This window comes from Symbiopectobacterium purcellii (assembly GCF_019797845.1).
Classification (GTDB): Bacteria; Pseudomonadota; Gammaproteobacteria; order Enterobacterales; family Enterobacteriaceae; genus Symbiopectobacterium; species Symbiopectobacterium purcellii.
This window is the reverse complement of the sequence record NZ_CP081864.1, coordinates 3366882-3386053: the sequence shown is the minus strand read 5'-3', so window position 1 is coordinate 3386053 and position 19172 is coordinate 3366882. Positions and strand designations below refer to the sequence as shown.

Below are 19172 nucleotides of genomic sequence, written 5' to 3'. Positions count from 1 at the left end.
CTTCGTCTGTATTGGGGAGAGATATGAGAACAATAGTCATTGCGGATACACTCTATTATCGCTATATAGGGTTGAGCGATCTTTTTTATAAAAAATTCGACGGCAATCCTGATGTGGATGTATTCGATCATTACAACGAAAAAAAACTAACGCGTAAGGGGGAATACCGTAATGCGCTGGTGATTGGTAACCAAACCTTTCATGAGATGGAGAGGACCAATCGATTATTGCTCGCCAATAACAGCGACATCATTGTTTATCGAATTTTTTTTTCAGATATGATCAAACTACGGCGGTTGAAGCGACATTTGGTGCTGAGTCCTTATTGTATCGTGGTGTCTTCAGATATCGCTAATCGTGATTTATTTATGCTAAGCCATTCTTGGCTGGGGTGTTTAGACAAAGAGAAATTCGCCTATGTCAGGTTTAATTCACACGAGCGACAACTGTTACAGTATTGGGAAGAGATAACACATGGTCATATTCCTGCTGGCCTTAAGAATATAGCCTACTCCGTTATTAGTCGTTTAAAGCGAAAGATGGATATTCGCAGCGAATACTCTCTTTATTTGCTGTGGCGGATAACGCATCTGGGGATTTTTTCTTTGAACAATTTTTCAATCGGCAGTAACCGAAACCGGGTCAGAGCGCCTGTACCGCGTAAACTGTCGGCTACGCCCTCAATTCCCCACGGCTATTTTTTTCTGCGCTAAGTCTGTTGCGTCGTCTGAAGGGATGGATGTCCGGGGAGCGTCGCTCCCCGGGCCACGTTCTGTCGCTTAGAAATCCCAGTCATCATCTTCGGTATTAACTGCCTTACCGATGACGTAGGAAGAGCCTGAACCGGAGAAGAAATCGTGATTTTCATCCGCGTTGGGTGACAATGCGGAAAGAATTGCCGGGTTGACATCGGTCATGTTGGCAGGGAACAACGCTTCATAACCAAGGTTCATCAATGCTTTATTGGCGTTGTAATGCAGAAACTTTTTCACATCCTCCGTCCAGCCCACACCGTCGTATAGCGCTTCAGTGTAGAGGATTTCGTTGTCATAGAGATCCTGCATTAAATCGAAAGCGTAGTCCTTTATCTGCTGTTGCCTTGCCGTGTCAACGATGGCGAGGCTCTGTTGGAATTTATAGCCAATATAGTACCCGTGCACGGCTTCATCGCGGATAATCAGGCGGATCAGATCGGCGGTGTTGGTCAGCTTGGCACGGCTGGACCAGTACATCGGCAGATAAAAGCCGGAATAGAACAGAAAAGATTCGAGAAATACGCTGGCAACCTTTTTCATTAAGGGATCGCTACTGCGATATTGTTCAAGAATCAGCGTTGCCTTTTTTTGCAGCGTGGCGTTTTCTTCACTCCAGCGATAGGCGTCATCCACTTCGCTGGTCAGACAGAGCGTCGAAAAAATCGAACTGTATGAACGGGCGTGTACCGCTTCCATAAAGCTGATGTTTGACAGTACCGCTTCCTCATGCGGGGTGACGGCGTCGGGCATCAAGGTAGGGGCGCCCACGGTATTTTGTAGCGTGTCGAGCAGCGTAAGGCTAGTAAAAACGCGGATGGTTAGCTGGCGTTCCTGCGGGGTTAACGTGCCCCAGGAGGGAATGTCGTTCGACAGCGGCACTTTCTCCGGCAGCCAGAAGTTACTGGTCAGACGGTTCCACACTTCCAAATCTTTGTCGTCTTCGATTTTGTTCCAGTTGATCGCTTTTACACGTGTGAGCAGAGTCATCGTTAAATTCCTTCGAGAAACCTATCAGAGCGCACAGGAGACACAGCCTTGCACTTCGGTGCCTTCCAGCGCCATCTGGCGTATGCGCACGTAATAAATGGTTTTAATGCCTTTCTTCCAGGCATAAATCTGTGCCTTGTTGATATCCCGGGTGGTGGCGGTATCGCGGAAAAACAGGGTTAACGACAGCCCTTGATCGACGTGCTGGGTGGCGGCGGCATAGGTGTCGATGATTTTTTCCGGGCCTATCTCGTAAGCATCCTGGTAGTAATCCAGGTTGTCATTAGTCATGTAGGGGGCAGGGTAGTAAACGCGCCCAATCTTGCCTTCTTTGCGGATCTCAATGCGCGACACGATGGGGTGAATGCTGGGGGTTGCATGGTTGATGTAAGAGATCGATCCGGTTGGCGGCACCGCTTGTAAGTTTTGGTTATACAGCCCGTGCGCCATCACGGAATCGCGTAGCTCAGTCCATGCTTGCTGTGAAGGAATAACAATCTGCGCGGCTTCGAACAACTCACACACGCGTTCTGTTTCCGGCTGCCAGGAACGTTCGATGTATTTGTCAAAATAGTCGCCGGACGCGTAGGTCGATTGTGCAACCCCTGCAAAGGTGTGCCCACGCTCAATCGCCAGTTGGTTAGAGGCGCGCAGTGCATGATATGCCACGGTGTAGAAGTAGATGTTGGTAAAATCGATGCCTTCCGGTGAGCCATAAAAAATCCGTTCCCGAGCCAGATAACCGTGCAGGTTCATTTGTCCGAGGCCAATGGCATGGGAGTCATCATTGCCTTTGGCAATGGAGGGCACGGAAGCGATGTGGCTCATGTCAGAGACCGCTGTCAATGCGCGAATGGCAGTTTCCACTGTATTGCCGAAATCAGGGGAATCCATGGTGTTGGCGATGTTCAACGATCCCAGATTGCATGAGATATCCTTGCCGATATGGCGATAACCTAAGTCGTCATCGTAAAGGCTGGCTTCATTGACTTGAAGGATCTCCGAGCACAGGTTGCTCATGGTGATTCGGCCATGAATCGGGTTGGCGCGATTCACCGTATCTTCAAACATCATGTAGGGGTAGCCAGACTCAAACTGTATTTCGGCCAGAATCTGGAAAAATTCACGCGCCTTGATCTGTGATTTGCGGATGCGTTTATCGTTTACCATTTCATGGTACTTCTCGCTCACGCTGATTTCCGAGAAGGGCACGCCATATACCTGTTCCACATCGTAGGGAGAGAACAGGTACATCACCTGATTGGTTTTCGCCAATTGGAAGGTGATGTCCGGAATCACGACGCCAAGAGAGAGCGTTTTGATCCGGATTTTCTCATCGGCGTTTTCGCGCTTGGTGTCGAGAAAACGCAAAATGTCGGGATGATGCGCATTGAGGTAGACAGCACCCGCGCCTTGCCGTGCACCCAACTGGTTGGCATAGGAAAAAGCATCTTCCAGCATCTTCATGATGGGGATGATACCGGAAGACTGATTTTCAATACGTTTGATCGGTGCGCCGGTTTCGCGAATGTTGGTCAAGGTAAAGGCAACGCCACCGCCACGCTTGGAGAGTTGCAGCGCGGAATTGATGGCACGCCCGATAGATTCCATGTTGTCTTCAATACGCAACAGAAAACAGGAGACCAACTCACCGCGCTGTTTTTTACCGCAGTTGAGAAAGGTAGGCGTCGCGGGTTGAAAGCGACCGCTGATGATCTCATCGACCAGTGCGCTGGCAAGTTGGGCATTGCCTTTGGCCAGCGCCAAGGCAACCAGACAGACACGGTCCTCATAGCGTTCCAGATAACGTTTGCCATCAAAGGTTTTCAGCGTATAGCTGGTGTAATACTTGAACGCGCCAAGGAAGGTTTGAAAACGGAACTTGTGCGCATAGGCTTGCTGAAACAGACTCTTGATGACGCTGAATGGATACTGTTCCAGTACATCAGCTTCATAGTAGCCTTCTTCCACCAGATAGCGCAGTTTCTCCTCCAGATTGTGGAAGAACACCGTATTCTGGTTGACGTGCTGAAGGAAATAGCGTCGTGCCGCCAGCCGGTCTTTTTCAAACTGAATGTGCCCGTCAGCATCATAGAGATTCAGCATGGCATTGAGCGCATGGTAATCAAGCGCGTTATCGCTTTTTCCCTTCATGGGGGTGTTGATTACGGATGTTGTTGCCAAAATTGGGTTACTCCTTTGCGCACATTGATGACATCTTCCGGTGTGCCGAGCAGTTCAAAACGGTACAAATACGGCACCTGGCATTTCTGCGCGATAATGTCGCCAGCCAGACAAAACGCGGTGCCAAAGTTCATATTGCCAGCGGCAATCACGCCGCGCAGGCCGGCCCGGTTGCTGGCGTCGTTGAGGAAGCGAATGACCTGGTGCGGCACGGCACCTTTGCTGCTTCCTCCGCCGTAGCTGGGCACAACCAGAATGAAAGGTTGTGCCACGTTGAGTACCGGCTGGTCTTCTGCTGTCGGAATGCGCAGGGCGGGCAGACCCACACGAGCGATAAACCGATGCGTGTTTTCCGACTGACTGGAAAAATAGACCAGTGGATTCATTACGCCCCCTTACTGCAACTGCGCTGAGCGTAATGCGCCGAGTTTATCCGGGCGAAAACCGCTCCAGTGGTCGTCCTCTGTCATCACGACCGGCACTTGCTGATAGCCCAATGCCCTTACCCGCTGTAACGCCTGCTCATCTTCCGTCAGGTCGATAAGCTGATAAGCGATACCCTGTTTATCCAAAGCACGGCACGTCGCATTGCACTGAACACAGTGCGGTTTAGTGAAAATAGTAATGCGCATGATTCGTATTTACCTTTTGGGTTAAAGTCAGTATGGTAAAGCGGCCTTGTGACACCCTGCCGCTGCCGCCTTTCTGCGAAACGCGCCTCATTGATAACTGTGGCGTGTTTAAATACTAGATGTAGATGTTTTTAATTTCAACCGTACAATATATGGTGCTTAGTGCGGATTTATTTAGGGGGCTACCGGCGTGGAGGAGGAGGGCTGCGCCACCAAGGGGAAAACGGGGGTGTGGTTGAGAATAAAAAAACGGGCCGCTGTCGGGCCCGCTGGTGCGTCATCTACAAAACCGGAAGATTCCTACCGTAGTAGATCTCGCGCATTTCATGATAGAGCAGATCGGTGATTCTTTTACGTTCAGCCGCTTCCAAGTTTTCCGGCGCGGCGTTGAACAGGTAGTGTCGCAGATCGAAATCTTTGAGCAGCATTTTGGTGTGGAACATATTCTCCTGATATACATTCACGTCCATCAGGTGATACAGCGACTTCATGTCTTCCGACATAAAGTTCTGAATAGAATTGATCTGATGATCGATGAAATGTTTCACCCCATTGATATCACGCGTGAAGCCGCGTACCCGATAGTCAATGGTGACAATATCGGATTCCAACTGGTGAATCAGGTAATTCAGCGCTTTTAGCGGGGAAATCACGCCGCAAGTTGACACCTCAATATCGGCGCGAAAGGTGCACAGGCCGCCCTCCGGATGGCTTTCCGGGTAGGTGTGTACACAAATATGGCTCTTGTCCAGATGCGCCATCACGGAATGGGGCAGCGGTCCGGGATGTTCGGAGTTATCAACATCGCGCGGATCCATCGGCTCCTCACTGACCAGAATGGTCACGCTGGCGCCCTGAGGATCGTAATCCTGCCGTGCGATGTTCAAAATATTGGCACCAATGATGGTGCAGGTTTCCGTCAGGATCTCTGTCAAACGATTGGCGTTATACTGTTCGTCAATATAGGCGATATAGCCGTCGCGATCGTCAGCGGTTTTGGCATAACAGATATCGTAGATACAAAAACTCAGGCTTTTGGTCAGGTTGTTAAAGCCGTGCAGTTTCAGCTTGTGCAATTTTCGTCACCCCCTTATGGCTATAAGCGTCAAGCTAATGCATTCAGTAGATATTGTGGCAGCGCAAAGCTACCAGTGTGGACAGCCGGATTGTAATAACGGCAGGTGATGCCTGAAGCGTGATAACGTGCCGCAAGCGTGTCCTGTGCTACCAGGCGCAATGTCGGATCGTTGCTGGCCCAGGCAAAGGTCATGATGCCACCGTAATAGGTGGGGATCGCCGCCTGATAGAAGGTGACATCCGAAAAACTACGGTTGAGTAAGCGGTGGCTGTTGATGGCTTCATCCTGTTGCAAGAAACAGACGCCATTTTGCGCGACAAACAGGCCGCCAGGATTCAGGCTGCGGGCACAACCATCGTAAAATGCTGAGCTGAAAAGGCTTTCTCCGGGGCCGATGGGATCGGTGCAATCAGAAATGATCACATCAAACCTATCGCGGTTTTGGCTGACAAAATCAACGCCATCGGCGATCACCAGCGTTAAACGCGGATCGTCATAAGCCCCGGCACTGTGGTTGGGAAGATACTGGCGACAGAAACTGACCACCCCCGCATCAATCTCCACCATGGTGATATGTTCTACTTCTGGATGGCGACACACTTCGCGCAGGATACCGCCATCGCCGCCGCCGACGATCAACACGCGCTTGGCAGCACCATGGGCCAGCAGAGGAACATGGGTCAGCATTTCATGGTAGATAAATTCGTCGCGTTCGGTGGTTTGCACCACGCCATCCAGGGCCATTACGCGCCCCAGCGCCGCATTTTCGAAAATAATCAGATCCTGATGGGCGGTTTTTTCATGAAACAGCACCTGGTCAATGGAAAAATATTGGCCGAAGCTGGCATGTAACGTTTCATGCCACATCTCTTTTCGGGACATGTCAGGGCTTCCTCTGCGATAACCGCCGTGAAAATGAGCGCGCCATCATAGCTAACTCGCTGATGGCTTGCACGGCGAAATTTCAGGCAGTGCGGGAAACGTTAGGCGAGCACTATTTTGCGTAAGCGAGCATGCCGAGCGAATTTTGCGCCAGCGATTGACACTTTTTGGGCGTTGGGATGGGGATGTTGCTCAAATCGCGGTAGCTATCCTCACCCAGGCGGGTCATATCAAAATCACTGTAATTGGTGAGATTCCAACGGTTTTGTTGCGCAAAAGCGATCAGCACACGTCGAATATGATCGTTGGGAATGTCTTGATAGCCACAGTTGTTCTTTAAATAGACGAAAATGGCCGTCAAGTCAGCGAGATCTTCCGCCTCAAATTCATTCAGTGCGTTACTGGCTGACGAAAATCCCATCAGACTCATAAGCAGCAGTGCCAGCGCAGAGCGTTTCATGATTAAACCTGTATCAACAATCGTAAAATGACGTTATCACAGATGGGGTAAGTGGGTTCAAGGTTTATTTTACGCGTTCACGTTAGTAAAACCCGTTATTCCCTGATGTGCCAATCGGTACGCTTGAGACCAATGGCCGGATTAAGCCCTATTTATTCACTGTTGATAACATGACGCCGTGCGCAGCCTCTGTTATTAATAGATGATGGTCAATAGGATTTATCGTTGCTGGTGTGATGATATCGGGTCTCTGGCGTATCAGTTACTGGATGATTAACGGAGCATTTTTGCTTCCCGTGGGGATCGTCTTCGCGTTGGCATTTTGGCCCGAGGCTGGCGGCATGCTGGCACTCTGGCAGCAGGGGATGCCACTTTATCTGCTTCACACCACGATTCTTGTCTGCGGGGCGGTGGCGCTGAGTCTGCTGATTGGGCTACCTGCTGCCTGGGTTATGGCCTATTACCGCTTTCCCGGCAAACGTGGCGTCGCTTGGGCCTTGTGCTTACCGTTGGCGATGCCCGCCTTTTTGATGGCTGATTTTTATGCCGATATGCTGGGACAACATGGCATGCTGTGGTCCCTGTTTGATCTTCCTGCGTTCAGCGAGGAAAGTGCGCACAGCCGGACGTTGTCAGGTGCGAGTGTCGTGCTGGCGCTGGCCTTTTACCCCTATGTTTATCTGCCGGTGCGCCATGCGCTGGAATCCCAACCTCCGCACTGGTTACAGGCCGCACAGCTACTTAAACTGACGCCACGCCAGGTCTTCTGGCGTTTATCCTTCCCGCTGGTCCGCCCGGTTATCGGAATGGGGGCCATGCTGGTGGCGGTAGAGGCCTTGAATGATTATGGGACCGCGCGCTTGCTGGCACTGCCTACGCTGACAACGCGTCTGATCGATGCGGGCGTGTTGCAAGGTGATACTCAGGCCGTCGCCCATTGGACGCTCTCTCTGTTGCCTTTTGTTGTGCTGTTAACCTGGCTTGGGCTGCGCTTTGCCCGCCAGCAACGACAAAATACCTTTCCGGGGATCACCGATTACATCGTAAAGCCTGAGCTGACGGCCGGTAAGGCGCGCTTGGTCACGTTGGTATGCTGGGGGCTGGCGCTGTTGGCGTTCGGCTTGCCGCTCGGTCGTTTGCTGTATTGGCAATTAGCGAATATACGCGATGGCTGGAACGCCACGCTGCTCGACGCGTTGTTGAACAGCCTGACCATGGCATCGCTGGCTGCTGTGATTCTGTGCGCGATGATGATGCCTTTTCTGCTGTTTATTCGTCTGGCGGGGTTACGTGCCGGACGCGTTTCTTTTGCTCTGGCACAGTGGGGTTATGTGTTTCCGGCGGCTGCGTTAGCGACGGGCATTGCCATGCCGCTGATTGCGCTGGATAACGGGCTTCGTTCTCTGGCTATGCTGGCGGAAATGCCGTTTGTGCCCCCGCTGTTTTCCAGCGTCTGGTTAATTATGGTGCTGGTTTACTGCGCCAAATTCAGCCGTTTTGTGCTGGAACCGCTCAGCGTAAGTATGGCGAACATTCCGAGCATACTCGATCAGGCCAGTGCGACGGCAGGGCTCACGCTCTGGCAACGCGGTGCGCGCGTCTATTTCCCGTTACTGAAACCTCAGGTGATGATGGGCGTGGTAATTCTGTTTTTCGAAGGTATGAAAGAGTTAAATGCCGCATTTTTATTCCGCACGTTCGGGTGGGAAACGTTGCCGACGTATGTTTTTCGTCTTGCTGCCGATAACCTCTTGCACTGGGGAGCACTGCCAGCGCTGTGTCTAGTGGTGATTGGCGGTGTGCCGATGTTGTGGTTTCAATGGCTTTGGAAAGGAAATAATCGATGACGCCCACCACGGTTTTGGCGGTGCAAAGCGTGTCTTGTCATCTCAGGCAGCAGCTTGTGCTGGACGCAGTAACGTTTTCAGTGCGCGAGCAGGAACTGATTTGCGTCTTGGGTCCGCACGACAGCGGCAAGACCACGCTGTTGCAAGCGATCGCTGGCTTGCTACCGGTGACAACCGGGGAAATAGCGCTGGTCGGTGAGCGTATGAGCACCCCGATGACCTCTGTCCCTGCGCATCAGCGTCCCGTTGGGCTGGTTTTTCAAGACTACGCCCTGTTCCCGCATCTGACCGCGCAGGAAAATCTGGCCTTTGCCTGCCCACGGCCCATGACGCAAGAGCATAAAGAGGCGGTGCAAGAGATGCTGACGCTGTTAGGGCTGACCGAGTGCGCGGTGCGCTATCCTCGCGATCTCTCTGCCGAGCAGCAGTTACGCGTGGCGTTGGGGCGTGCCTTATTGTGTAAGCCGCGCCTGTTGCTGCTGGATGCGCCATTCCCGGCGATGGATAGCCAGCAGCGCGACCGGCTGATTGCGGAAATTCGCGATTTGCTCAAACAGCGCCAGATTGCTGCCATTCTGGCAACCGTCAGTCGCGAAGAAGCGTTTGCCTGGTCAGATCATGTGGTGTTATTGCATGAAGGCAAGGTGATGCAGCAAGGCAATCCTTACGAACTCTATTATCGACCGGTGCAGCGCGCGGTGGCTGATTTTCTGGGCAACACCAACTATCTGCCGATCACGGTGCTGAGTGAACATCAGTGGCAAAGTCCGATGGGGGATTTTCATGCCAATTATCCGCTCGGGTTTCCGACTGGCAGCCAGTGCGACTGGCTGGTGCGACCGCAAGAAATTGCGCTGGCGCTCGATCCGGATGGCGCCGCGCTGATTGAAGATCGCGTGTTTCTGGGAACCTCAAACGTGTACCGGATTCGGCTGGCGGAACGCGTGCTGACGGTACAAACCAGTAACTGGTTTGAGCCGGGGCAGCAGGTCAGAATCAGTATCCGGCCGGATCAGCCGATCCTGTTTCCGGCATTGCCACCCGACGTGAGCGTAACGGAATAACCTAATCCGTGCCTACCAGGATCAGTATGCATTCAATAACACCCAAACGATGGATCGCCGAGCTGTTATTACTCTGTGTGGCTGTCGGGTGGGGGATCGGGTTCCCCGTGATGAAACTGGCCGTCAATTCGCATCCCGTCCTGATGGTCTTAGGGCTGCGATTTGTACTTTCAACCCTGATATTACTGCCACTAAGTGCAAGAAAGCTGAGCGTGATGCCCCTTAATACCCTGGGCGCGGGGATTGGTCTGGGGCTGCTACTGGGTTGTGCCTTCATCTTGCTTATTTCGGGGTTGCAGATAACGACGGCATCGAATACCGGATTTCTTTCCGGGTTAAGTGTTATCTGGGGTCTGTTACTTTCGGGGCCATTGGCGGGGCGATTGCCCACGCTAGATGCGGTTCTGGCGACCTTTTTTGGCCTTGTCGGACTATACCTGATGTCGGATATCAATGGTTGGCAATTGCAATGGGGCGATGTGCTGGTGATTGTTGGCTCTATATTTACCGCCGTTCACATTATGGTGCTTGATAAATTGAGCCACCATCATGACAACATGACGCTGACCTTTTTACAAATTGCGACGATGGCGCTAGTGATGATGCTGCTTGGCTATTTTATCGACGGTGTCGCGTTACCCGCGGTATGGGACCGTGACCTGATCGTTGCCCTGCTGGTCACCGCACTTTTCTCAACCGCCATCGCGTTTTGGGTTCAAACCCGCTACCAGCGTTACGCCACGCCGTTACGCGCCATACTGATCTATAACCTTGAACCTGTATTTGCTGCATGTTTTGCGGTGTGGTTATTGCATGAAACGCTGTCGCGCAATGTGCTCTTTGGCGGAGGGCTCATCGTACTGGGGATGAGTTTGCCCGCGATTATCACTTTGCTGAATCAGCGCGTTAGCAAAAGGCGCACCGCATAGCCGCGCGGGGGTTCCGAAAAAGAGAACCCCTTGCTGGTCAGGTGTGCCGGGGTATTCATTTCGCTGAGAGGGACATGTCAGGTGGTGGCGCTGGCAGCTCGCGAATCATCACTCTCACTTCATAGTTTTTGTTCTCCGCCTGCGGGGCATTGGCAATCAATTTACCCAGCGCTTCGGTAGGCTGGTGAGTTTGCATCGACGCCTCGTAAAGCGGCGGTGCCGGGGCGGCGGCGGAGCTCACCTTTGGCAAAGGGAGGGGCACCCACAGGCAGTGGCCGTGGGCTGTCTGGTGCTGCCTGTGCTATCCAAGAGATGCCTAACAGCAGGGCAAGCAAAAGCGCAGGGTGCGGACGCGTCATGTTCATAAAAGACCTTTCTCGTTGATTGAGTGTAGGCCCTATCAAAGCCGCTCTGGCTGGGGGCGTGCAATGCGTTTTACCCAGTTTTATGCTGCGATAACGCTTCACTTACACTTCTGTCATTTTGCGATCGTCTGGCAATGAGCGGCGCATATGCCTTTCCCTGTATCATTGAGAACCCTGCCCTGTGGCGTTATACTGCGCGCCTCAACGAGACCGTGAGCAGGCTGCCAATAAGCTGCGTAGCGCTGTGGTGTCGCCCTTTATTAAAACGAGTGATGTGTATGATGAAACATACTGTGGACGTCATGATTGCCGAAGCGGACGTTCGCGCGCGCGTAAGCGCATTAGGTCAGGAAATCAGCCAGCACTATCGTGGCAGCGACAGCGATCTGGTGTTAGTCGGGCTGCTGCGCGGTTCATTTATTTTCATGGCCGATTTATGCCGTGCCATCGATGTCTCCCACGAAGTGGACTTTATGACCGCGTCCAGCTACGGCAGCGGTACCAACTCTACGCGAGACGTCAAGATCCTCAAAGATCTGGATGAAGACATCCGTGGTAAACATGTGTTGATCGTGGAAGACATCATCGATTCCGGCAACACCCTGAGCAAAGTACGCGAAATTCTGCGTCTGCGTGAACCTGCGTCGCTGGCGATCTGTACCTTGCTGGACAAGCCGGAGCGTCGGGAAGTGGACGTGAAAGTGGAGTGGGTCGGTTTTTCTATTCCTGACGAATTTGTGGTGGGATACGGCATCGACTACGCGCAGCATTATCGTCATTTGCCCTATATCGGCAAAGTGATTCCGCAGGAATAAGATCCTATCCCATTAGGCTATGTTACTTGCTATTTTAGCCCTGAGCAGTGCTCGAAATCCTCACGTACTCCGTTACGCTCCGGTTTCTGCGCGCTGTCCGTGACCAAACTGGCTGCGCCAATTACGCCTGCTGGGGTAGGCTCTACGTGGTCGCGCCAGATCGAGGGGCACATAAGGTGCCCCTGTAATATCATATTAGGGAAGAGATGGCGCGGCGATAGCGCTGTTCCAGCGTTTCGCGGCTGGTGGCAGTCACCTCCAGATCGCTTAACAAACCGTCCTTGATGCCGTACACCCAACCATGGATCGTGACCTTTTGGCCGCGTTTCCAGGCGGATTGCATGATGGTGGAGTGACCCAGGTTGTAGACTTGTTCTACCACATTGATTTCACACAGTTTGTTAAAGCGTTCTTCGGGCGGCAATTCTCCCAGCAGCGAGCTATGCTTGTACCACAAATCACGGATGTGCAGCAGCCAGTTGTTGATAAGCCCCAATTCAGGGTTTTCTACCGCCGCCTGCACGCCGCCGCAGCCGTAATGCCCACAGATGATGATGTGTTCGACTTCGAGCACTTCAACGGCATACTGCACTACGGAAAGGCAGTTTAAGTCGGTGTGGATAACCAGGTTTGCCACATTGCGGTGAACGAACAGTTCGCCGGGCGCAAGGCTGGTCAAGCTTTCCGCGGGGACGCGACTGTCAGAGCAGCCAATCCACAAAAAACGGGGTTTTTGTGCCAACGCCAGACGTTCAAAGTAACCCGGATCTTCTTCAACCATGGTGTTGGACCAACGCTGGTTGTTGGCGATGAGCGTTTCAATATCTTTCATGAAAGTAAATGGCCTGTGACAAAAAAAGGGCAGTGAAAGGTAATATAAGGCAAGCGTGAATGTTTTAAAATCGAAACTGAGTCACTCATTGATAATAGGGCTAGTTAACTTGTTATGACATATGCACTGGAACTGGAGAAACTGACCAAAACGTACCCTGGGGGCGTCAAGGCAGTGCGCGGTATCGATCTGCGCGTGGAGGCTGGGGATTTTTATGCGCTGCTGGGACCGAACGGCGCAGGGAAATCGACCACGATTGGTATCATCAGCTCACTGGTAAACAAATCTTCCGGTAAGGTGCGCGTTTTCGGCTACGATTTGGAACGCGACATCGTTAACGCCAAGCGCCAACTCGGGTTGGTGCCTCAAGAGTTTAACTTCAACCCGTTTGAAACGGTGCTGCAAATCGTTACCCATCAGGCGGGGTATTATGGCGTGTCGCGCCAGGACGCCCTGCAACGGGCGGAAAAATACCTCAAGCAGCTCGATCTGTGGGAAAAGCGTCAGGAAAAGGCGCGCATGCTCTCCGGAGGGATGAAGCGCCGTTTGATGATTGCACGTGCCCTGATGCATGAACCCAAACTGCTGATCCTCGATGAGCCGACCGCCGGGGTGGATATCGAACTGCGTCGTTCCATGTGGGGGTTCCTCAAGGCGCTGAACGCGCAGGGCACCACCATCATTCTCACTACGCACTACCTGGAAGAAGCGGAAATGCTGTGCCGCAATATCGGCATTATTCAGCATGGTGAATTGGTGGAAAACACCTCGATGAAGGCATTACTCGCCAACGTGCAATCGGAAACCTTTATCCTCGATCTCGCGCCGAAAAGTCCGTTGCCCAAGCTGGAGGGGTATGCCCACCGCCTGACAGATACCTCAACGCTGGAAGTGGACGTGATGCGTGAGCAGGGACTCAATGGCGTTTTCAGCCAATTAAGCACGCAAGGGATTCAAATATTGAGTATGCGTAACAAGGCCAACCGTCTGGAAGAGCTGTTCGTCTCCATGGTGAACGGTGAAAAGATGAAGCATGTGAAGACCAGCGGTGAGGCGAAAAAAGCATGACGCAGTTATATTGGGTCGCCCTGAAAAGTATCTGGACCAAAGAGATCAACCGCTTCAGTCGTATCTGGATACAAACACTGGTACCGCCAGTGATCACCATGACGCTCTATTTCATTATCTTCGGTAGCCTGATAGGCTCCCGTATCGGTGAAATGCACGGTTTCGACTACATGCAGTTTATCGTGCCTGGGCTCATCATGATGTCGGTGATCACCAACGCCTATGCCAACGTCGCAGCGTCTTTCTTCAGTGCCAAATTCCAGCGCAATATTGAAGAACTGCTGGTGGCGCCCGTTCCGACACACATCATTATTGCCGGTTACGTGGGGGGCGGGGTAGCCCGTGGCGTCTATGTCGGCGTGTTGGTCACGGCGGTGTCGCTGTTTTTTGTTCCGCTGCATGTGCATGCCTGGTGGGTGGTGGTGGCTACGCTGCTGCTGACGGCGGTGCTGTTCTCGCTAGCGGGATTGCTGAATGCGGTATTTGCCAAAACCTTTGATGACATCAGCCTTATTCCGACGTTTGTGCTGACGCCGTTAACCTACCTTGGCGGCGTGTTTTATTCGCTGACGCTGTTGCCGCCGTTCTGGCAAGCGGTGTCCAAGCTCAACCCCGTGGTATACATGATAAGCGGCTTCCGCTACGGTTTTCTCGGCATTCAGGATGTGCCGCTGGTCTTCACCATGACGGTGTTGCTGGTGTTTATTCTGGTGTTTTACGTGCTGGCGTGGTGGCTGATCGAACGCGGACGCGGTCTGCGCAGTTGATAAAAAACGGGGCCATGATGGCCCCGTTGCTGTTAGGCGACCTGAACCGGAATCGCCTTCGCCTGACGTGACATCAGGTTATCACCGGAGAAGTAGGCGACTTTCGGGTGATGCGTGCGCGCTTCTTCGTCTGACATCTGTACATAGGAGCAGATGATCAGTTTGTCACCGACGCAGGCGCAGCGTGCTGCCGCCCCGTTGACAGAAATAATGCGTGATCCTCTTTCTGCCGCAATGGCATAGGTAGAGAAACGCGCTCCGTTATCCACGTTGTAGATATCGATGGCTTCGTATTCCAGAATGCCTGCTGCATCCATGAAATCCTGATCGATGGCGCAAGAGCCTTCATAGTGGAGATCTGCCTGGGTGACTTTTACCCGGTGCAGCTTACCTTGTAGCATGGTGCGTATCACTGTCGGTTACCTCGGTTAATGTCTGTCATGCCAGTCAATCGACCAGAACGACCTGCTGATTATCAATCAAGCGGGCCTTGCCCAGCCAGGCTGCCATCAATACCACTGCGCGCGTGCTGGCCACGGTCAGTTCTTGCAGCGTATCCGCATCGCGAATATAGAGCTCGTCGGGCGTGAACCCGGCTTCGCGTAACGCTTCTGCGGCACAGGTGATTATCTCCTCAAGCTGGCGATCGCCGTTGCTGAGTTTATCGACCATCTGATCCATGATGCGTTTGAGCGCGGGCGCAGACTGGCGCTCTTCCTGGCTAAGATAACCGTTGCGCGAGCTCAGTGCCAGCCCGTCCGGTGCGCGAACAATCGGCACACCGACGATATCAATGTCGTAGCCCATATCGCGCACCATTTGGCGAATCAGCGCTAACTGTTGGTAATCCTTTTCACCAAAGCAGGCGATATCGGGTTGTACCATGTTAAACAGCTTGCTGACAATGGTTGCCACACCGCGAAAATGGCCCGGACGGCTGGCGCCTTCCAGCATGGCAGACAGCCCCGGCACCTCGACAAACGTTTGCTGGCCCAATCCATGCGGATAGACCGCCTCGGGAGAAGGGGCAAACACCAGATCCACGTTACGGCGGGTTAACTTTTCGCAATCCTCTTGCAAGGTGCGTGGATAACGTTGCAGATCGTCGGGTTTATCGAACTGCATCGGGTTGACGAAAATGGAGACGATAACAATATCAGCGCGTGCCCGCGCCTCGTCTACCAGCGTCATGTGTCCGTCATGCAGATTGCCCATGGTGGGCACCAATGCAATGCGTTTCCCCTCTTGACGCCAGCGGCGAATCTCACGGCGTAATAGCAAAGGGGTTTCAAGAATCAACACGGTCTTGCTCCTTTGTACCCGTCATACTTCAAGTTGCAGATGCGTTGGCTGCGTTCACTCACCCGAATCACTTACCTGAGTAAGCTCATCGGGATGAATGAACCTCATCCCTGTGGTTCACCCTACGGGTCAGCGCAAGCGCTGTTCAAATTTGTTCCAGACAAATTTGTCTCTCACTTGCCGCGTTACGAGACGCATAAATGCGTCTCGCCCTAAAGGGCCAGCGCAAGCGCTGTTCAAAACGTTAACGTTTTGTCCTGCAACTCGAATTATTTAGGGTAATGTTCATTGTATGTTCAATATCTGCTGTGGCAGCGAAAACGCTAATTTAACGGAACGCGTGTTCCTCGGCAGGGTAAAGTCCCTGCTCAACTTCCTGCACATAAAGACGCGCGGCGGCGGGGATGTCGGCGCTTTGTGTCAAAAAGTTTTTGGCAAATTTGGGCGTGTGCTCGCCGGTGATGCCGAACGCATCGTGCATCACCAGAATTTGACCATCGGTGACGTTACCTGCACCAATGCCGATAACCGGGATCGACAATGCCTCGGTGACACGCTGGGCCAGCGGCACGGGCACGCATTCCAGCACCAGAAGTTGCGCTCCCGCCGCCTCCAGCGCTAACGCGTCATCCAGCAATTGCGTCGCCGCAGCCTCATCGCGTCCCTGAACTTTGTAGCCGCCGAAAATATTCACCGATTGCGGTGTTAATCCCAGATGGCCGCATACCGGTACCGCGCGCTCGGTCAGCATCTTCACCGTGGGAGCAAGCCATTGGCCGCCTTCCAGTTTTACCATGTTGGCACCGGCGCGCATCACTTCCGCCGCGTTAGTAAACGTTTGCTCTGGCGTGGTATAAGCCATAAACGGCAGGTCGGCAAGCAGTAGACATAGCGGTGCACCGCGCCGTACGCAGCGGGTGTGATAGGCAATGTCACTGACGGTGACTGGCAGCGTGGAATCATGGCCTTGTAACGTCATGCCCAGCGAATCCCCTACCAGCATCACGCGAATGCCATTGTCGTAGAATAAGCGGGCAAAACTGGCGTCATAGGCGGTAATGGTCGCGAATTTACGCTTCTCCTGCTTACACTTGCGTAGGTAGGTCAGGGTTGTCGGTTTCATTGGCAGCCTCCCAGAATCAAAAAAGTCAGGAGAGCATCTTAAAGGAAGCCTGCCTTAAGGCATAGTCGTTGAAGGGGGGAAATGCGACGTAGGGGATATCAGTTTTGCGCATCCCACAGCGTCATGCCGTTGCGCGGCACGGCAGACAGGCGCAACGCCAGCGCTTCACCGTCAGGAAAGTGCAAGTCCGGGGCGATATCGGCCAGCGGATACAACATGAATTCTCGGTTTTTCATGTCGTAGTGAGGCACGGTTAAACGTGCGGTGTGCAGGGTTTCATTGCCATAGAGCAGAATATCCAGATCCAGCGTGCGCGGCCCCCAGCGGTGCGCTTTGCGTTCGCGACCATGCTGCTGCTCAATGGCTTGGGTGTGGTCGAGCAGAATTTCCGGCGCGAGCGTGGTGTCCAACGCCACTACGGCATTAAGATAGTCGGGCTGATCTTGCGGACCCAACGGACGGCTGCGATAAAACGGTGAGCAGCACAGCACGCGGGTGTGTGGCACCGTATCCAGCGCCGCCAGCGCGGAGTTAACCTGCTGTAGCGGATGCGCCAGGTTGCTACCCAGCGCCAGATAAACGCGTGTCACGAGGTTCTTTCTCTGCGCGGCGCACTCGGCTTACGGCGTCGGGAATGGCGATGTGGCGTAGGGCCATCATCCAGCGTGCTGAGCATGGCTTGCTGGCGCGGCAACGTGGCGACCTGGAATTCTCCCCACCATTGAGAGAGACGTTGCAGCTCTGGCTGACGCTCAATTTCGGCACGCAGGCTCAACAAATCGTAGGCAGCACGGAATTTCGGGTGCTCCATCAGCTTGTAGGCGCGTTTGCCCTGACGGCGCGACAGGCGCAACTGCAACTGCCAGATATCACGCACTAACGAGGTGATGCGTTTAGGAATGGCAAGAGAGCGGCACTGTTCGTCCAGAATATCGTTCATGGCTAGTGCGAAGGAGTCGAAGTAGGTTAATCCACTTTCTTGCGCCAGTTTCTGCGCATGCTCGATCAACGGATACCACAGCATGGCGGCAAACAGAAATGCCGGGTTAACGCGCATGTCATTTTGCAGCCGCTGGTCGGTGTTCTTTAACACCAGCGCCACCATTTTTTCCAGATGGCTATCGCTGTTAGGCGTAAAATGGCGGCTGATCAGCGGGAACAGCGGCTGAAACAGTTGGTATTCGCACAGCAAACGGTACGTCGGGTAACCGTAACCCGCTTGCAACAGCTTCAGCGATTCCTCAAACAGGCGTGCGGCGGGGATATCGTGCAGCAATGTCGCCAGACGCGGAATCGGCTCGGCAGTTTCCGGGCTGATGGTCATGTTCAGTTTGGCGGCGAAACGCACGGCGCGCAGCATGCGTACCGGATCTTCCCGATAGCGGGTTTCCGGATCGCCAATCAACCGGATCACCCCTTGGCGCAGATCGTTCAACCCGCCGGTGTAATCACGCACGCTGAAATCGGCGACGCTGTAATAGAGGCTGTTAATGGAGAAATCGCGGCGCTGCGCATCTTCTTCAATGCTGCCGAAAATATTATCACGTAACAGCATGCCGCTCTGTGCCTGCTGCGAGGTGGTTTTAAGCTGCTGCTCCTGATGCTGCTCGTGATGACCGCGAAAGGTCGCGACTTCAATCACTTCAGGACCAAACATCACGTGAGCGAGACGGAAGCGGCGGCCAACCAAGCGGCAATTGCGAAATAATTTACGCACCTGCTCCGGCGTCGCATTGGTGGTGATATCGAAATCTTTTGGCTTTTTCCCCAGCAGCAGATCTCTGACGCCGCCGCCAACCAGATAGGCTTCATAGCCTGATTTGTTCAGGCGATAGAGTACCTTCAGCGCATTTTCGCTGATATCACTGCGCGAAAGGGTATGCTGGTCGCGCGGAATCACGGTCATGGCCTGACGCACGGGCTCCGCGGTGGCCACGTCATTGTCGCGGCTGAGTACCTTGCGACAGAAATTAGCGACTCGGGTAAAGATGGTACACCTCGATAGTGATGAAAAAATAACGGTACAACAAAAAATAGCGGCTAATCATAGCTCACCGCGCCACCTTTGAGAATGCCGATGTT

21 protein-coding genes are annotated in these 19172 nt (G+C 53.2%); 7 read left to right on the top strand and 14 right to left on the bottom strand.

What is annotated here, in order from left to right:
- The first annotated feature begins 23 nt into the window (after positions 1–23).
- Positions 24–713 carry a hypothetical protein gene (locus tag K6K13_RS15840; protein ID WP_222157851.1) on the top strand — a complete coding sequence of 230 codons (690 nt, stop codon included), beginning with the start codon at positions 24–26 and terminating at the stop codon, positions 711–713.
- A 66-nt stretch (positions 714–779) separates the two neighbouring features.
- Here K6K13_RS15840 and nrdF read toward each other — a convergent pair whose 3' ends face one another.
- The 7 genes from nrdF to K6K13_RS15805 all read right to left on the bottom strand — a co-directional run bounded on the left by nrdF (position 780) and on the right by K6K13_RS15805 (position 6978).
- Positions 780–1742, bottom strand: coding sequence for a class 1b ribonucleoside-diphosphate reductase subunit beta (nrdF, locus tag K6K13_RS15835; RefSeq protein WP_222157850.1), 963 nt, complete (start codon positions 1740–1742; stop codon positions 780–782).
- Between the two features lie 24 nt (positions 1743–1766).
- Positions 1767–3896, bottom strand: a complete 2130-nt coding sequence (nrdE, locus tag K6K13_RS15830) for a class 1b ribonucleoside-diphosphate reductase subunit alpha (RefSeq protein ID WP_222161131.1) — start codon at positions 3894–3896, stop codon at positions 1767–1769.
- Between the two features lie 11 nt (positions 3897–3907).
- The gene (nrdI, locus tag K6K13_RS15825; RefSeq protein WP_222157849.1) at positions 3908–4312 is read right to left on the bottom strand and encodes a class Ib ribonucleoside-diphosphate reductase assembly flavoprotein NrdI; all 405 of its coding nucleotides are present in this window, start codon (positions 4310–4312) and stop codon (positions 3908–3910) included.
- Between the two features lie 9 nt (positions 4313–4321).
- Positions 4322–4558 carry a glutaredoxin-like protein NrdH gene (gene nrdH, locus K6K13_RS15820; RefSeq protein ID WP_196905655.1) on the bottom strand — a complete coding sequence of 79 codons (237 nt, stop codon included), beginning with the start codon at positions 4556–4558 and terminating at the stop codon, positions 4322–4324.
- Positions 4559–4839: 281 nt separating this feature from the next.
- A complete protein-coding gene (gene speD, locus K6K13_RS15815) occupies positions 4840–5634 on the bottom strand; it encodes an adenosylmethionine decarboxylase (RefSeq protein WP_222157848.1) in 795 nt (264 codons plus the stop codon).
- 29 nt (positions 5635–5663) lie between these two features.
- Positions 5664–6518: a polyamine aminopropyltransferase gene (gene speE / locus K6K13_RS15810; protein ID WP_222157847.1), complete on the bottom strand. Its 855-nt coding sequence runs from the start codon at positions 6516–6518 to the stop codon at positions 5664–5666.
- A 112-nt stretch (positions 6519–6630) separates the two neighbouring features.
- Positions 6631–6978: a YacC family pilotin-like protein gene (locus K6K13_RS15805; RefSeq protein WP_222157846.1), complete on the bottom strand. Its 348-nt coding sequence runs from the start codon at positions 6976–6978 to the stop codon at positions 6631–6633.
- A 236-nt stretch (positions 6979–7214) separates the two neighbouring features.
- Between K6K13_RS15805 and K6K13_RS15800 the strand changes: the two genes are divergently transcribed.
- The 3 genes from K6K13_RS15800 to K6K13_RS15790 are packed head-to-tail and all read left to right on the top strand — an operon-like array spanning position 7215 to position 10818.
- On the top strand, positions 7215–8825 hold the full coding sequence (locus K6K13_RS15800; protein ID WP_252120534.1) for an ABC transporter permease: 1611 nt from the start codon (positions 7215–7217) through the stop codon (positions 8823–8825).
- A complete protein-coding gene (locus tag K6K13_RS15795) occupies positions 8822–9889 on the top strand; it encodes an ABC transporter ATP-binding protein (RefSeq protein ID WP_222157844.1) in 1068 nt (355 codons plus the stop codon). Before K6K13_RS15800 ends, K6K13_RS15795 begins: the two co-directional genes overlap by 4 nt.
- Before the next feature lie 26 nt (positions 9890–9915).
- On the top strand, positions 9916–10818 hold the full coding sequence (locus K6K13_RS15790; protein ID WP_222157843.1) for a DMT family transporter: 903 nt from the start codon (positions 9916–9918) through the stop codon (positions 10816–10818).
- Positions 10819–10873: 55 nt separating this feature from the next.
- Here the strand turns inward: K6K13_RS15790 and K6K13_RS15785 are convergent, their stop codons facing one another.
- Complete coding sequence (locus K6K13_RS15785; protein ID WP_222157842.1) at positions 10874–11068, bottom strand: hypothetical protein; 195 nt, start codon at positions 11066–11068, stop codon at positions 10874–10876.
- A 393-nt stretch (positions 11069–11461) separates the two neighbouring features.
- On the opposite strand from K6K13_RS15785, the gene hpt reads away from it, so the two are divergent.
- The gene (hpt, locus tag K6K13_RS15780; protein ID WP_222157841.1) at positions 11462–11998 is read left to right on the top strand and encodes a hypoxanthine phosphoribosyltransferase; all 537 of its coding nucleotides are present in this window, start codon (positions 11462–11464) and stop codon (positions 11996–11998) included.
- 190 nt (positions 11999–12188) lie between these two features.
- Here hpt and can read toward each other — a convergent pair whose 3' ends face one another.
- Positions 12189–12830, bottom strand: coding sequence for a carbonate dehydratase (can, locus tag K6K13_RS15775; protein ID WP_195315906.1), 642 nt, complete (start codon positions 12828–12830; stop codon positions 12189–12191).
- A gap of 114 nt (positions 12831–12944) precedes the next feature.
- On the opposite strand from can, the gene K6K13_RS15770 reads away from it, so the two are divergent.
- Both K6K13_RS15770 and K6K13_RS15765 read left to right on the top strand, forming a co-directional pair.
- Positions 12945–13898, top strand: coding sequence for an ABC transporter ATP-binding protein (locus K6K13_RS15770; RefSeq protein ID WP_222157840.1), 954 nt, complete (start codon positions 12945–12947; stop codon positions 13896–13898).
- Positions 13895–14665 (top strand): ABC transporter permease, encoded by a 771-nt coding sequence (locus K6K13_RS15765; protein WP_222157839.1) that lies wholly within the window; start codon positions 13895–13897, stop codon positions 14663–14665. The genes K6K13_RS15770 and K6K13_RS15765 overlap by 4 nt, the downstream gene beginning before the upstream one ends.
- Positions 14666–14697: 32 nt before the next feature.
- Here the strand turns inward: K6K13_RS15765 and panD are convergent, their stop codons facing one another.
- The 5 genes from panD to pcnB form a co-directional block, all read right to left on the bottom strand.
- The gene (gene panD / locus K6K13_RS15760; protein WP_222157838.1) at positions 14698–15078 is read right to left on the bottom strand and encodes an aspartate 1-decarboxylase; all 381 of its coding nucleotides are present in this window, start codon (positions 15076–15078) and stop codon (positions 14698–14700) included.
- A 34-nt stretch (positions 15079–15112) separates the two neighbouring features.
- A complete protein-coding gene (panC, locus tag K6K13_RS15755; protein WP_222157837.1) occupies positions 15113–15967 on the bottom strand; it encodes a pantoate--beta-alanine ligase in 855 nt (284 codons plus the stop codon).
- 328 nt (positions 15968–16295) lie between these two features.
- On the bottom strand, positions 16296–17090 hold the full coding sequence (panB, locus tag K6K13_RS15750) for a 3-methyl-2-oxobutanoate hydroxymethyltransferase (protein WP_222157836.1): 795 nt from the start codon (positions 17088–17090) through the stop codon (positions 16296–16298).
- Positions 17091–17188: 98 nt separating this feature from the next.
- Positions 17189–17680: a 2-amino-4-hydroxy-6-hydroxymethyldihydropteridine diphosphokinase gene (gene folK, locus K6K13_RS15745; protein ID WP_222157835.1), complete on the bottom strand. Its 492-nt coding sequence runs from the start codon at positions 17678–17680 to the stop codon at positions 17189–17191.
- Complete coding sequence (gene pcnB / locus K6K13_RS15740; protein ID WP_222161130.1) at positions 17677–19080, bottom strand: polynucleotide adenylyltransferase PcnB; 1404 nt, start codon at positions 19078–19080, stop codon at positions 17677–17679. The genes folK and pcnB overlap by 4 nt, the downstream gene beginning before the upstream one ends.
- Between the last annotated feature and the right edge of the window lie 92 nt (positions 19081–19172).